Source organism: Sulfuricurvum kujiense DSM 16994 (assembly GCF_000183725.1).
GTDB classification, from domain to species: domain Bacteria; phylum Campylobacterota; class Campylobacteria; order Campylobacterales; family Sulfurimonadaceae; genus Sulfuricurvum; species Sulfuricurvum kujiense.
Genome location: NC_014762.1, coordinates 1,537,734 through 1,551,712 on the forward strand (window position 1 = coordinate 1,537,734; position 13,979 = coordinate 1,551,712).

Annotated in this window: 15 protein-coding genes; 5 read left to right on the plus strand and 10 right to left on the minus strand. The window is 45.3% G+C overall.

What is annotated here, in order from left to right:
* Positions 1 to 54: 54 nt before the first annotated feature.
* Positions 55 to 2,316, minus strand: a complete 2,262-nt coding sequence (locus SULKU_RS07640; protein ID WP_013460376.1) for a glutamine--tRNA ligase/YqeY domain fusion protein — start codon at positions 2,314 to 2,316, stop codon at positions 55 to 57.
* Between the two features lie 282 nt (positions 2,317 to 2,598).
* On the opposite strand from SULKU_RS07640, the gene SULKU_RS07645 reads away from it, so the two are divergent.
* Positions 2,599 to 2,889 (plus strand): nucleotidyltransferase family protein, encoded by a 291-nt coding sequence (locus tag SULKU_RS07645; protein WP_013460377.1) that lies wholly within the window; start codon positions 2,599 to 2,601, stop codon positions 2,887 to 2,889.
* A 30-nt stretch (positions 2,890 to 2,919) separates the two neighbouring features.
* Here SULKU_RS07645 and SULKU_RS07650 read toward each other — a convergent pair whose 3' ends face one another.
* Positions 2,920 to 3,678 (minus strand): methylamine utilization protein MauJ, encoded by a 759-nt coding sequence (locus SULKU_RS07650; RefSeq protein WP_013460378.1) that lies wholly within the window; start codon positions 3,676 to 3,678, stop codon positions 2,920 to 2,922.
* A gap of 148 nt (positions 3,679 to 3,826) precedes the next feature.
* On the opposite strand from SULKU_RS07650, the gene SULKU_RS07655 reads away from it, so the two are divergent.
* The 3 genes from SULKU_RS07655 (at position 3,827) to SULKU_RS07665 (ending at position 6,311) form a co-directional block, all read left to right on the plus strand.
* Positions 3,827 to 5,011, plus strand: coding sequence for a NifS family cysteine desulfurase (locus SULKU_RS07655; RefSeq protein ID WP_013460379.1), 1,185 nt, complete (start codon positions 3,827 to 3,829; stop codon positions 5,009 to 5,011).
* Positions 5,011 to 5,340: a hypothetical protein gene (locus SULKU_RS07660; protein ID WP_013460380.1), complete on the plus strand. Its 330-nt coding sequence runs from the start codon at positions 5,011 to 5,013 to the stop codon at positions 5,338 to 5,340. The genes SULKU_RS07655 and SULKU_RS07660 overlap by 1 nt, the downstream gene beginning before the upstream one ends.
* Before the next feature lie 89 nt (positions 5,341 to 5,429).
* On the plus strand, positions 5,430 to 6,311 hold the full coding sequence (locus SULKU_RS07665; protein WP_013460381.1) for a diguanylate cyclase domain-containing protein: 882 nt from the start codon (positions 5,430 to 5,432) through the stop codon (positions 6,309 to 6,311).
* Here SULKU_RS07665 and SULKU_RS07670 read toward each other — a convergent pair.
* Both SULKU_RS07670 and SULKU_RS07675 read right to left on the minus strand, forming a co-directional pair.
* Positions 6,308 to 7,045: a pirin family protein gene (locus SULKU_RS07670; protein ID WP_013460382.1), complete on the minus strand. Its 738-nt coding sequence runs from the start codon at positions 7,043 to 7,045 to the stop codon at positions 6,308 to 6,310. The two genes, SULKU_RS07665 and SULKU_RS07670, sit on opposite strands and share 4 nt — an antisense overlap.
* Positions 7,046 to 7,153: 108 nt before the next feature.
* Entirely contained in the window at positions 7,154 to 9,349 is a 2,196-nt protein-coding gene (locus SULKU_RS07675) for a SulP family inorganic anion transporter (RefSeq protein WP_013460383.1), read from the minus strand.
* 113 nt (positions 9,350 to 9,462) lie between these two features.
* Here SULKU_RS07675 and SULKU_RS07680 point away from each other — a divergent pair, with 113 nt between their 5' ends.
* The gene (locus SULKU_RS07680) at positions 9,463 to 10,344 is read left to right on the plus strand and encodes a DMT family transporter (RefSeq protein ID WP_013460384.1); all 882 of its coding nucleotides are present in this window, start codon (positions 9,463 to 9,465) and stop codon (positions 10,342 to 10,344) included.
* 4 nt (positions 10,345 to 10,348) lie between these two features.
* Here the strand turns inward: SULKU_RS07680 and SULKU_RS07685 are convergent, their stop codons facing one another.
* From SULKU_RS07685 to SULKU_RS07710, 6 genes are all read right to left on the minus strand, one after another.
* Entirely contained in the window at positions 10,349 to 10,633 is a 285-nt protein-coding gene (locus tag SULKU_RS07685) for a hypothetical protein (protein ID WP_013460385.1), read from the minus strand.
* Between the two features lie 72 nt (positions 10,634 to 10,705).
* Positions 10,706 to 11,983: a hypothetical protein gene (locus tag SULKU_RS07690; protein WP_013460386.1), complete on the minus strand. Its 1,278-nt coding sequence runs from the start codon at positions 11,981 to 11,983 to the stop codon at positions 10,706 to 10,708.
* Positions 11,984 to 12,249: 266 nt separating this feature from the next.
* Positions 12,250 to 12,594, minus strand: coding sequence for a hypothetical protein (locus SULKU_RS07695; RefSeq protein ID WP_013460387.1), 345 nt, complete (start codon positions 12,592 to 12,594; stop codon positions 12,250 to 12,252).
* Positions 12,594 to 12,992 carry a 4Fe-4S dicluster domain-containing protein gene (locus tag SULKU_RS15395; RefSeq protein ID WP_013460388.1) on the minus strand — a complete coding sequence of 133 codons (399 nt, stop codon included), beginning with the start codon at positions 12,990 to 12,992 and terminating at the stop codon, positions 12,594 to 12,596. Before SULKU_RS15395 ends, SULKU_RS07695 begins: the two co-directional genes overlap by 1 nt.
* Before the next feature lie 107 nt (positions 12,993 to 13,099).
* On the minus strand, positions 13,100 to 13,480 hold the full coding sequence (gene nifX, locus SULKU_RS07705; protein WP_013460389.1) for a nitrogen fixation protein NifX: 381 nt from the start codon (positions 13,478 to 13,480) through the stop codon (positions 13,100 to 13,102).
* An 11-nt stretch (positions 13,481 to 13,491) separates the two neighbouring features.
* Positions 13,492 to 13,866, minus strand: coding sequence for a DUF362 domain-containing protein (locus SULKU_RS07710; protein WP_013460390.1), 375 nt, complete (start codon positions 13,864 to 13,866; stop codon positions 13,492 to 13,494).
* Positions 13,867 to 13,979 lie beyond the last annotated feature (113 nt).

The window sequence follows — 13,979 nt, forward strand, 5'->3', positions numbered from 1 at the left end:
GGCCGCTATGGCACTGAAGCTTGCCTCTGTCGAGGCAGAATTAAACTATCTATTTTATTTTAACTTCTGCATCACCAGATCATTGACGACTTGAGGATTTGCTTTTCCTCCCGTTGCTTTGAGCACCTGCCCTACAAAAAATCCGAACAGTTTCGTATTACCCGCTTTGTATTTTTCGACATTGTCGGGATTTTTCGCCATCACGTCATCGATGATCGGCAGGATAAGCGACGGATCGCTGATCTGTACCAATCCCTGCGCTTCGACGATTGCGGCAGGATTTTCGCCGTTTAGCGCCATCTCTTCGAACACCTGTTTGGCGATTTTATTGGAGATGATCTCATCATCGATCATTTTGACCAATTCTGCGACCTGTGCAGGGGTGAATTTCAGCTCATCCGCATCTTTTTCTTTGAGTTCACGTGCCACTTCATTGGAGACGATGTTGGCAAGGGTCACGGGACTGTTATGCACGGAGAGCGCCGCTTCGAAAAATGCGGAGAGTTTCTCATCCCGTGCGAGGGTGTTCGCCACTTCATTCCCCAGTTTCATCGTCCCCGTATAGGTATCAAAGCGTCCTTGTTCCGCTTCATTCATCGGCGCGACTTCGCCGTCGATCTGCACCTTTTTCTCTGCCGCTTTACGCTCAGGTTTGGCTTGGGAATCATCGGCTTTGACTTTTTTGTTCCACGAGTCTTTGAGTCCGACGATTTTGTTAAATACCGGCGCTTCATCGGTGTAATCGACTGGATCGGCATAAAAATACCCCTGACGCTCGAACTGGAACCGCACATCCGGTTTTTCGGTGATGAGAGCCGGTTCTACGAGGGCGTTTTTGATCACTTTAAGCGAGTCGGGATTGAGGTCTTCCAAGCCCTCCGGCGCTTCGCACGTGTAGAGGCGGTCGTAGAGGCGTACTTCGGCGGTTTTGGCTCTATGGGCATCGACCCACTGGATCGCACTTTTGACCTTGATGCCGCTCGTGTCGGAGCCGCTTTTCGAGTCGGGATGGTACGTCGCGATGATCTCGGTGATGTTGCCCTCCGCGTCTTTGATAACCTCTTTGCAGCTGATGATGTAGGCGTGTTTGAGACGCACGCTCTGTTCAGGTGTGAGGCGGTAAAAGCCCGCTGGCGGGTTTTCGCTGAAATCGTCACGCTCGATGAAAATCTCTCGAGAGAACGGCAGTTTGCGTGATCCCTCTTTCGGTACGTCTTCAGGGTAGTACGAAGCGTCGAGTTCTTCGCTCCCTTCGTAATTCTCAATCGTCACTTTCAGCGGATCAAGGACACACATGACGCGCGGCACTTTGGTGTTCAGATCATCGCGGATGCAGAACTCCAGCTGTGCGACATCGACCATCGAGTTGGCTTTGGCGATACCGATCTGATGACAGAAATTGAGGATCGACTCAGGGGTATACCCGCGTCTACGCAATCCCGCGATGGTCGGCATACGGGGATCATCCCACCCGCTGACGTAGTTTTCGTTGACCAGTTCGAGGAGCTTTCGTTTGCTCATGACGGTGTAGTTGATCCCCAACCGTGCGAACTCGTGCTGATACGGGCGCGGTGATGTGAGCCCCAGCGTATCGAGCACCCAGTCGTAGATGTCGCGGTTGTTTTCAAATTCGAGCGTACAGATCGAGTGGGAAACCCCCTCGATGTAGTCGGAGAGACAGTGACCGAAATCGTACATCGGGTAGATATTCCACGCATCCCCCGTACGGTAATGGTGGGCATGACGAATACGGTAGAGGAGCGGATCGCGCATTTTCATGTTCGCCGCACTCATGTCGATTTTGGCACGCAAAACATGCTCGCCGTCTTTGAACTCACCGTTTTTCATCCGCTCTAAGAGGTCGAGGTTCTCTTCAACACTGCGCTCGGCATAGACGCTTCGGCGTCCGGGTTCGGTTACCGTTCCGCGATACTCGCGGATCTCCTCTTCGCTCAGGCTGTCGACATAGGCTTTGCCCATTTTGATGAGCTGTTTTGCGTATTCATAGAGTTCAGGGAAATAATCGGAGGTGTAGCGGACGTTCCCCTCCCATTTGAATCCCAGCCATTCGACGGCGTCTTTGAGTGCTTCGACGTAGCGTGTATCTTCGGTTGTGGGGTTGGTATCGTCCATCCGCAGATTACAGTGACCGTTGTAGTCCCGCGCGATACCGAAGTTGATCGCGATCGATTTGGCGTGACCGATGTGGGGAAAGCCGTTTGGCTCAGGGGGGAAGCGTGTTACGACTTCGTTATATTTGTGTGCTTTTATATCTTCTTCGACGATGGTGCGTAAAAAATCTTTGCTCTCGTTCATTGCTCTAAAACCTTCTGACTGATATTATGCACAAATATGAGCAAGCCCATATTTGCGGCAGGGACATTTATGTCCCTACAACCCCCTAAAGCTACCTGCATCTTCCGGATGCAGGAGATTTGAAGTCGCTAATAGTATTAAAATTCGTATTTTATCGAATAAGTTCAATTATAACGATATTGTGAGGCAGATTCCCGTAAAACGGTGGTGAAAAAGTCGGCAAAATCATGGAAAATGAAAGCATCATTGAAATACATCCTAGAGATAGGTTATAATCATTGCATGAAACGACAAGACGTACTCAAAGTATTAGAATCGTACAAGCAACATCATGCCGATGAATTCGGAATCATCCGTATCGGCGTATTCGGCTCTGTTGCACGGGATGAAGCGACGGAACAAAGCGACGTTGATGTCGTGATCGAGACCAAACAACCCAACCTTTTTAAACTCTCCCGCATCCGTCTCGATCTCGAAGAGCTGATGCACACCCATGTCGACCTCATCAGCTACCGAGAAAGCATGAACACATTTTTAAAAGAACGAATCCAAAAAGAAGCGATCTATGCCTGAAAAGGCTCTTCTGACAAACAATTATCCAAGTCATCTTTCAGCATAAGGTTCAGGATTTACCCCCCTACTTTTCCAATCTTGAAGAAATTCATATGATAAATTTTTAATAATAGCCAATTCAGTTGAAATCACTTTAATTGTATCAATATCAACACTAATAAATCCATGAGCAATACCATTCCTTAGGTGATGAAAATAATTTAACTTATCAGAGCTACTTGGGATTATTTTCCACTCGTTGCAACTCCCCCACATCTGATCAAAGCAATTACAAATTTTATTAATAATTCCACTTCTTGTTCTTTGATTATCTTCTGCAAATCTGGAACCTATACTTTCTAACGAAGACCAATATGACAAAAATGAATCAATTGGATCTTCACTAACCATTCCCTTTCGATACCAACTTAGAGAACGAGATAAAGTTCTTCTATCTATGGCAATTTCTCGTGCTTGTCTAAAACTATTAATCCAATCTTCTCGAGTTAAAATTCTTTTGACATTTTCATTTAATGGCTTAAATTGTGTTCCAGATTGACTTACATACAAAGGCAAGTTAATTGTTAAACATAAATAATCTAAAGCCTGACCTGCAAAGTATAAAGCTGCTTCATTCGCTTCTTCTTGATTATCTGCTCTTGCAACTATATCCATCTTAACACCGTGTTGGACGGCTGTAATTTGAATATTTGACCAAAAAGGATCATCAAAACCTTTTTCAGTATTGAATCTAATTTTTTGATTTACAGTAATTGGTCCTGAGATTGCTAAAGTAACTTGCCACTCCATCTATTCACCTTCATTCAACATTATTCTATTAATACAATAATAGTATAAAATAATTTAATATATTAAAATTTATCAATTTTATTATTCCATTCCTCTCGAACAAATCTTGCATTCTCTCCTCATAATAACGACACACTGAGGACAAAAAATGAAACGTGTTTATCTCGATAACAATGCCACTACCAAACTAGACCCTATCGTCAAAGTTAAAATGCAGCCATTTTTTGAAGAGCTTTATGGAAATCCGAATTCCCTTCACCAGTACGGTATCGAAGTACGCCCCTATCTCAACGAAGCAATGGGTAACATGTACGATGCCCTCAACGCCCCTGATGCCGATGACATCCTCATCACATCATGTGCGACAGAGAGCAACAATACCGTACTAAAAGGTGTCTTTTTCAAACACATCCTCAAAAACCCGACCAAAAACCACATCATCGCCTCTGCGGTAGAGCATCCGTCGGTTCTCGAAACCCTCCACTTCCTCGAAGAGAACGGGGCCGAGATCACCTTCGTCGACGTTGATGCTTACGGATATGTCAGCGCAGAGCGCATCGCCGCGGCGATCACCGACAAAACCATATTGATTAGTATGATGTGGGCGAACAACGAGACGGGGATGATCTTTCCCGTCGCAGAGGTCGCACAGATCGCCAAAGAGCGCGGTATCTTGTTCCACACCGACGCGGTTCAAGCCATCGGAAAAGTCAAAGTCGATCTCACCGCAACGCCGATCGATTATCTGACATTTTCGGCGCATAAATTCCACGGTCCGAAAGGGATCGGCGGATTGTATGTCAAAAAAGGCTCAGAGCTTCCGAACCTCCTCCACGGCGGAGAACAGATGGGAGGTAAACGTGCGGGAACCCTCAACGTCGCCTACATCATCGGCATGGGTCTGGCGATGAAACAGTCGGTCGGACATCTGGAGAAAATGAACAGCGATGTTCGCTCACTCCGCGACCGTCTCGAAGACGCCATCTCCCAAATCCCCGACACCTTCGTCGTCGGTGACCGTGAGCGCCGTACCCCGAACACTATCCTTATCTCTCTGCGCGGTATCGAGGGTGAATCGATGCTATGGGATCTCAACCGTGCGGGGATCGCGGCCTCTACGGGAAGCGCATGTGCTTCAGAGAGCCTCGAAGCTAACCCTGTCATGAGCGCCATCGGGCAAGATCCTGAGCTCGCCCATACGGCGATCCGTCTCAGCCTCAGCCGCTTTACGACCGCTGATGAGATCGATTACGTCATCGATGTCTTTGTCAAAGCGGCAGAGCGTCTGCGCTCCATCTCCTCAACCTATGCCTATACGAACGAAGTTGGCTGATGCGACCCTATCGTAACATCAGTGATTCGGAGCTCGAAGCACTGGGTGCGGTGCGTGAGTGGAGCAAAGAGTATCTCCTCTCCCTCACCCTCCCCTCAAAAATCCTCTGGGTTCATGCAAGCCGTGAACGATTTCACCGCCTTGAAGCGCATAATTCCTGTTTAATACGTCTCATCACTGTTTATAAAATAGAGGGAGAGATTATCAAAACCGATTTCGGCAGCTACTCGCTTCATACTGGGAAAAATCTCTTTTCTCCCTACGGCAATAAGAGATCCTGCAACTGCCACGGTCAACTTTATCTATTAAGAAATTCTATTAGACATTGATTATATCTATACATAAAACTTTGTTTTAGATTGTAATTTTTTTTAATATGATACTATTATAAAAATTATTCATAAAGTAAGGGATTTCGATGTGTCATCCGAATAATCATAATTGTTTAATAAATAATGATGATGTATTTAGCAAACTTCTTCAATCGGCGATAGATACCCAAAACAATCTCGTCGTCCTGATGCATCGAAATACCCCTGTTCTTTTCAACAAAGCGTTTCAAAACTTTACCAATATGCCCACGGTTAAAGCATTTCTCCGTGAATTCGGCTCTATTTTAAACCGCTTTGTACCCCATGACGCTTATTTTCATGCCGGAAAAACCGATCCCGATCATTGGATCGAATCGCTTCAAAATATTCCCGAATCCGACAGAATTGTCAGTATGATCAACAGCCGTGCCGAACCCTATGCTTTTTCGGTCACCATCGACACACCGGTTCCGGAGTACACGACCATTTCATTCTGCGATATCTCGCAAGACCTGATAAAGCGGATTATGATCGAAAATGATGTCAGTATTGAAAAAGAGAGCGGTGCGTACTACAAAGATTATTTCGTCCATACCTCAAAAAGTTTTCAAAATGCGGCCCTGTTTAATGAAAAATCGATCGGTATAACCATGCTTGCTATGGATGCAAGCGATAGCGACTGCGAGAAATACCTGCATGATTTCAGTTCCTGTATCAAAAACCATATCCGTCAAAGCGATATGCTGGTTCGTTGGGACAAAAAGATTTTTATGCTCGCGTATCTCATCGAGAATGCGGATAATGCGATGAAATTCAGCCAAAAACTGCTCGGAGTAATGAAAGAAGAGCCGTTTGAACATTTAGACTCGTTCACTATGCGTCTGGGGACGACTGTTCAAACTGGTGATGAAGAGATAGACGATATTATCTCCCGTGCCGAAACAGCATTGAACCGATCCTCGGCAAGTTCACCGCTTATCCACCTTTAGAGAAGAGAACCTCTTTTTTGCTCAAAATTGGCCAGCGGTACGTCGAATAATAAAAGTCGGGCATCTCTGTTGACCGTGATCTCAAACGCTTCCTCCCCGATAATCTGCAGCTCGTCTCTTCGCTTGAGAGTATGGCCGCAGACATTCACCTCTCCGTCTATAACAAACAACAGCCTTCCGTATCCCGCTTTGAGCGAATCGGAAACAAGGGTATGCCCGAAAAAAAGATGCGATAAACGTATCGTGACATTTTGATCGATTTTCAAAGACCCTTTTCTGCCGTGGGGGCTGGCGATCAGTACCCATCGATTGACTTTGTCCAAATCGTAACGGCATTTTTGATAGCGGGGAATCGTCCCTTTTTTACGCGGTATTATCCATATTTGAAACAACTCTGTCCGCTCTTTGGACGAGGGATTAAATTCAGCGTGTTCTATCCCCCGTCCCGCTGATATATATTGTATTTCTCCCGATTCGATTCTCTCGTGATTGCCTTGGGAGTCTTTATGTTCTAGCGATCCCATTGTCACAATCGTAATGATTTCCATATCATGATGGGGATGCATGTCAAATCCGCCTAATGGCTCGATGCAATCATCATTCAGTACACGCAATGCACCGAATCCCATCCGTTCTTTATTTTGGTAATCGGCAAAACTGAAGCTAAAACGGCTGTGCAGCCATCCGTGTTCGGCGTTCCCGCGCTCTTCGGCTGCATGGAGAAAAAACTGCATAATTCTCCTTTCGCTTATCTCATAAGTCACATTCAAATAGTAAGTAGATTTTACCGTATTCAAACTAATAAAATTAAAATTCGTTTATCCGTTAAGGAAACTCATAGCTTAGGCATCATACTCCGCAACCAATTCGGAACGTGTCAGCCGGAGCCGCTCAGCCAAGACGGCGGCAAGTGCGTGCATAAATCCGTAAGCCGCTTTTTTATGGAGCTTTTTGAACACGTCAAATGCTTCTCTTGTAATACAGTATAACTCAGTATCGCTTCCCGCAATCGTATCGGTATAGTGCGGGACTCCCTCCAAAAAGGAAAATTCGCCGAAAAAATTATTTTGTCCCAGCGTACTGAGATGGATACTTTTGCCTCCCGGAGTAGGGAGCATTACCCTCACCAGACCGCGTCGGATCAAAAATATTTCGCCGTTCCCTTCCCCTTCGGAATAAATCACGTCACCCTTTTTAACAAACCGGCTTTCGACAAGACCGTTTATCTCTTCCAATGTCTCATCCCGCCGCCCTTTAAAAAGGTCGAAATCGTGCAGTTCTAAAAGGTTCTCCCCTTTTTCTCCCAACGAAAATTCTTTTATTATTTTATTCTCCGCCCACTCAATCGCATCATCCAAATCGTTAAACACTTTGATCGGACTCAAGTGTTTGAGCAATCCGACCTGATTGAAATAGCTCTCTAAATCATCTCCCGTCGGAAGCTTATGCGGCAGTCGGCACAAAATCAAATATCCGTCCCGTTCATGGAGGATATCTTTGATCTGCAACAGGATATGCGCCGCCGTCAGATCGACCGTCTGTACCCGTTTCATATCCATGATGATGTATTTTTTGTGCTGAAGGTCATCTTGCAGCATCGTGTAAAGCTGATTGGCCGTTCCGAAAAAGAGACTTCCGTGCAATTCATACACAGAAAAATTCCCCCCTTTCTCAACCAGAATAGTTTCCTCTTCCCGACTGCGGATGATTCTGCTTCTCGCTTCGCTGCCGTCAATATGGCGGTACACGACCGAAGCACCGATTTGCTGAAAAATATAGAGGACAATTGCCAAAACAAGCCCCACCCCCGATGCGGCGATCAAGCTTACCGTAAGGGCGGTTACGGCAACGGAAGCGATAATAAAAAAATCGAGTGCCGTCTGGCGCGTTTTCAATAATTTGAAACTGTGTCTGTCGATCATCCGAAAGCCGATAACGATCAAAATACCCGCCAATGCCGAAACGGGAATCCACGCGATAAACGATCCCAAAGCGACAAATGCCCCGACCGCCATTACCCCCTCGATCACCCCAGAAAGTCGGGAATTTCCCCCGGCTGAGAGGTTAACCATGGTTGCCCCCATCGTCCCCGAACCGGGCATTCCGCCGATCAATGCGGAGACGATATTGCCTGAGCCCTGGGCGATCAGCTCTTTATTGGAGTTATGATACGAATGGGTCATAGAATCCAGAACAATACAGGTTTTCAGCGTATCGATAGAGAGCAGAGCCGCCAGCGTCAATGCGGGAAAAAGCAAAAGGCTTATATCATCCCACTGAAGAAGGAACAATTCTTCAAAACGCCCCGTAAACATCTGAAGATAATCTATCCCTCCGCTTCCTCCGAGTTCACCGACGACAAACGGGTTATTGGGCTGATAAAGGCTCGGATCAACAAGCCCCAGAAGAAAATACGCCGCCATCCCGACGAACAATGCGGTAATAACCGCCGGAATAATCCGGAACATTTTATCGGCATACAGCATGACTATAATCGTGACCGTCCCCACTGCGATACTCTGCCATTGCCAGCCGTTTATAATCTGAAACGAATGCCAAAAGTGCGTCCCCTGCGGGAGTCCTAAAAAAATCGGCGACTGTGCCGCGATAATGTAAAGCCCGACACCGGTGAGATATCCGCTGACGACCGGGAACGGCATGTATTTGATCAAACGTCCCAGCCCGATGAGACCGAAAAGTACCTGAAATCCGCCCGACAATAAAGCGACCACCATGAGCATGACAAACAGCAAATCGGGTCCGAAGTCCTGTGAAACGTATTGCAACGCGAATGCTGACAATACGGCAGCTGCCGGAGCGCTCGGTGCGGAGATAAGCCGATCCGCTCCCCCCATCATAGCTGCAACGATTCCGACTGCCGCCACCCCTAAAATACCGGCCAATGCACCGTATGCGCTGTATTGACCTCCTATCACTGCATAGATCGTTACCCCAAATGCGATAGCCGAGGGCAATGCAACCAGCATCGCTGCCGTACCGCCCCAAAAATCACCCGAAAAATTAGCTGTTTTCAACATCCTCTAAAACCCTATAATCAAATAAATCGTTGCGTTAATTTATTGTATCCTAAAACTATCGGGTTTCATTTCAAATCCCCCTTTTCATGAGGTTCACATGGTACAATGGCGTTATGAATTTAACCTCGTCCGATACCCGCCGCGGCATTTTTTTTATGCTCATCGCATCGTTTCTTTTTTCGCTGATAATGTTATTCGCGAAACTCCTCTCTGCATCCATGGGATCGGTTGAAGTGACGTTTTGGCGCAATGTCGTCGGTTTAGCCGTTATCGGCGCGATTACGCTGCGCAAACCGATACGCAACGTCGGCGGCAAGCCGTTTACGCTGGTATTTCGCGGAGTCATCGGAACGGTAGCTCTTCTCACCTTTTTCTACACGATCAGCGCGACCACCCTCTCCAATGCGATCGTTTATTCCAAAACCGAGCCGATTTTTACCGCTTTGCTTGCTTTTTTTCTGTTGGGTGAAAAACTCAAACCCTACTCGATCGTTGCGGTTATCATCGGATTTGCGGGGGTAGCGCTGCTCAGTGGGCTGGAGATGGGGTATCTGCACATTATGGGGCTTTTAACCGGCTTTCTCTCCTCATTGGCCTATACGAGTGTCCGCAGTCTTAAAACCTATTATGACGAACGTACCGTCGTCCTCTCATTTATGTTTTCGGGGGTGTTTATTCCGATTATTTTGATGATAGTGTCTCAATACGTAACGTCTGAAATTTTCGCCTTTGCCCTCAGCCCTTTTGTCCTCCCGCATGGAAGCGACTGGCTTTGGATCGCCCTGATGGGTGTCGCCGCCGCATACGGACAGATTTTTATGACCCGTGCCTATTTTTACGCTAAAGCCGGGATCGTCAGTACGGCAAGCTATTCGGTCGTCCTCTTTGCCACAATGTTCGGAATAATGTTAGGGGATATTTTTCCGACCCCGACGGTAATCGCGGGGGGAATGTTGATTATTGCCAGCGGAATACTCCTCTCTCGGCAAAAATGATTTTTTAGAGGTTGATGTGTTTTGAGATTCGCTCTCCCAACTTTTCCAACGGCGAGTCCAGATCTTTTGAAGAGTTGTTTTTCTCTCCTGCCGTTGTACTTTTATTGCTCTCAGGCTCTATAGTATTTTTAGGTTCGGTTTCGCTGTCTGCCGCTTGGATTGATTCGTTAGTTTCTGCCGTAGTATTCGTCTCTTTGGTTGTATAGCGCTCAATATAGTTATCAAACACAAAAGCTTTTGCGATCAGAAATACGATGGCAAAAAGAAACAGATACATAATTTTTCGCATTTTTTCCCCTCTTCGGATGATCGATGCCGCATTTTACCCTATATTGTTAATCGTTGAATAAACAGGGAAAATTCACTCCATATTGAAAATATCTTCGAATTTATCCACTAAAGACTGCTTTGAAATCCGAGTGCCGATGATATGGTTGATCGATCCTTGCTGCAGTCGTTCATCATTAATATCGTTCGGACCGTCAACCAGGAGAATCACTGTTACCTCGTCATAATTGGGAAAATTTTTCAATACTTTGATCAACGTTTTAAAATCGGACTGATAATCGACAAAAATGTATTTCGGAAGGTTTTTCTTGATCAAATTGATCGCATTTAAGACGTCTGAGGTACACTGGAGTTCTATTTTTACACTCAATGACGCGAATATACCGGTTAGTCGTTTTGAAGACTCGGCATCGGAGGATAAATACAAGACAGAAATTTTTTTGAGGCTTTCAAGATAGGGAAGCAGTTTTATGAGAGTCCGATGCTCATCGGTCAATTTTTCTTCATTCAATGTTTGGAGATAGTAGCGTAAATAGGTTTGACTCGATATCTCCCCCTGAATAGGCAATTCGGAAAAATATTTGCTGATCATATTGGATTTGCGCGCGTTTTTCCATAAAGAAAAATCGAGCAAATAGGCGGCTTTATTCAAAAGAGTAGTGATTTCCTGCTCGAAAACCGCCGCCATGGAGGAAAACTTCTTTGTAAAACTCTCTTCATTTTCGTTGATAATCATGTCAAGATAAAGCGTTAATTGGATGTTCTCGTCCTCAAGTCTCCGTTTATTATGGACTGAGTCTACCGACTTCGCCCGTAAAACTTTCAATTGCTTCATCAACGGAGCGTATTCTTCGGATTCAATGGAAACATTTTTCATCTCAGATTCTACTTGTTCTAACGATGCATCCGTCGTACGAATCATTATGTCGTACGTGGCGATACTCTCTTTATTCTCATCACGGCGTTTCTGATATTTCAAAAACACATCGTGGTTATCTAAAAAAAGTTCGAAAAATGCTCTCTTTACGTGAAGGGCACGAAATTTAAACTGATCGTATATCTGACTTAATTTCAATACGTCGTTACGAATAGGGAAAACAGGCGTATCCGTAAGACTCATATCAATTTCTACTAAATTGTTATACGCCGTCATTAAAAAACGTCGAAGCAGCAAAAAATCTATTTCATGCCTTTCGTTCTGATAATCCGAAAACTGGCTGACTCTTGTCCGAAGGTCTTGGAAATAGCCTTGTATGGCTTCTTCCGTCGTGATGACTTCCGGCAGTGTCTCATCCGAATTGTCAGCCTTTTTTTTAGTATCGGAAAACTCTTCGGTATTTGAATTTGACATGTTCACTCAGCTTATCCCTAATCGGTCCAAAGACATTTTTTTGTCTTCTCGTTCTACTTATTTCTCTTGTATTTTTGCCGATTCGCAATAGTGTCCGGCACGATGCGTCTTCAGAAAAAAGAGATTGAAATTTAAAAAGCAATTGCGGATGAAATATGATAAACGACAGTCCGCATTTTGCTTCTTTCTCTATTCGTATCATATACTATCGTATATTGTAATTTTTTTTTAAATGCGTTCTAATTGTTGTTACTAATAAAGATGGATTACGCCGTATGCCGTGCGATAAGAAGCGAGCCTCGAACCGAAGCTTTGAAGGTTTTCATTTTTTCTTTCGTGATAATCGCCATAGCTCTTTCACGCTCTTTTTTGATCTGTCCGAATAGCAGTGTGGAAGGTGTATTTCGCCCCTCACGTATCAGGTCATGGATAGATTCGTCAAACATCGCGCTCTCATACGGAGGAAGCGCATCGTACAATGCCATAAACAATGCACGCTGCTCATCATCCATCTTGCACGAGTCGTCCGTAATTTTTAGGGCAACCGTTACCGCACAATCACAGCCGAACTGATCGAGATCTGCGGCAACTTTTGCAAACGGATCCATCATCAACCCACTTCTTCCAATTCTTCAGGCTCTTCCTGGACAAGTTTGCCGATACCGCGTTCAGAGACCGAAATATCTTTGCGATATGATTTTTCTTTATAAAGAGGAGATTTAAGCGTCCCATCTTTGCTTACGCCAAGTTTGTACATCTCTTCGTTTCGGAAATGTTCGTCAAACTCTGCGGTAAACGGCATATCCCATGTGATACATCCGATGCTCGGGCAGATCGCCGCACATTGAGGATCGTCGTATATTCCGACACACTCGACGCACTTATCGGGCTGAACGTAATATTGTTTTTTACCTGTCGGATTGGAGGAATCGTCCACAATCGCATTAACGGGACATTGTTGTAAACACGCATCACACGTGATGCAGGTATCGTTGATAATGACAGACATTTTATCTCCTAAAAATCTGCCCTAAGAGGGCAATCGTTTCAAAGAGAGATCGCTACGCGAACGGTCCCCTTGTTTTGTGCCTTAGCGGCAAGCACAGCTATCTGAATTCAGATGGCGTTCTCTTTTGACGTGTGGACGATTCTGAGTAACCACGGCGGCGGATTGCCCAGCAACAGCTCTTGAAGCTTTGTAATCGTCTCATCGATACGATCGTTTTCACCGGATCGAACCGGATAGATTTTCGAAGCCAATACCATTTTAGAAGCGGTCGGCCCTATCGCAGAGCAATAGAGGATATCCGCCTCTTTAATCGAGCTTATTTTGTAGGCCAGTTTTTCATGCTCATCGGCTATTTCATCTTCCGAACTGTCCAGTGTTTTTACATATTCGGCACTCTCGGCACTCACTCGATAGAGTTCGAAACTCTTCGACCAGCCGAAATGCTGATTAACCGTTACACCGTCGGTGGAAGCGAACGCGATTAGCATAGGATGACCTTTTAAACCGCTACCGCTTCGTGCGCTTCACGAGCTGCGATTGAAATATCTTCTTTGTAAGTTTGAGGAGATACTTCCGGTGTCAATACACCGCGTTTTTTCGATTCGCCGATAACATAGTCTGAGCTGTTGACATAATAATCGTTATACTCAGCAGTGTATGGCATATCCCAAACGATACATCCTTCCGTAGGACACTCAGCCGCACACGCAGGAACTTCCGCATGACCGACACATTCGATACATTTTTCAGGTTTTACGTAGGTATATTCCCAGTCATCACGCGGTGAATCGCCTTCACTTACAATCGCGCTTACCGGACATACCTCGATACAGGCGTCACAGTTAATACATAAATCGGTAATCATTACAGCCATAATTAGCTCCTTAGTTATTTTAATATAAACCATCTATGCATTTTTTGTACGAGCATATTTATGACAATAACGTTCGAAGCAACTCATAAGGTGTTATTTTTAATTAAAAAAAA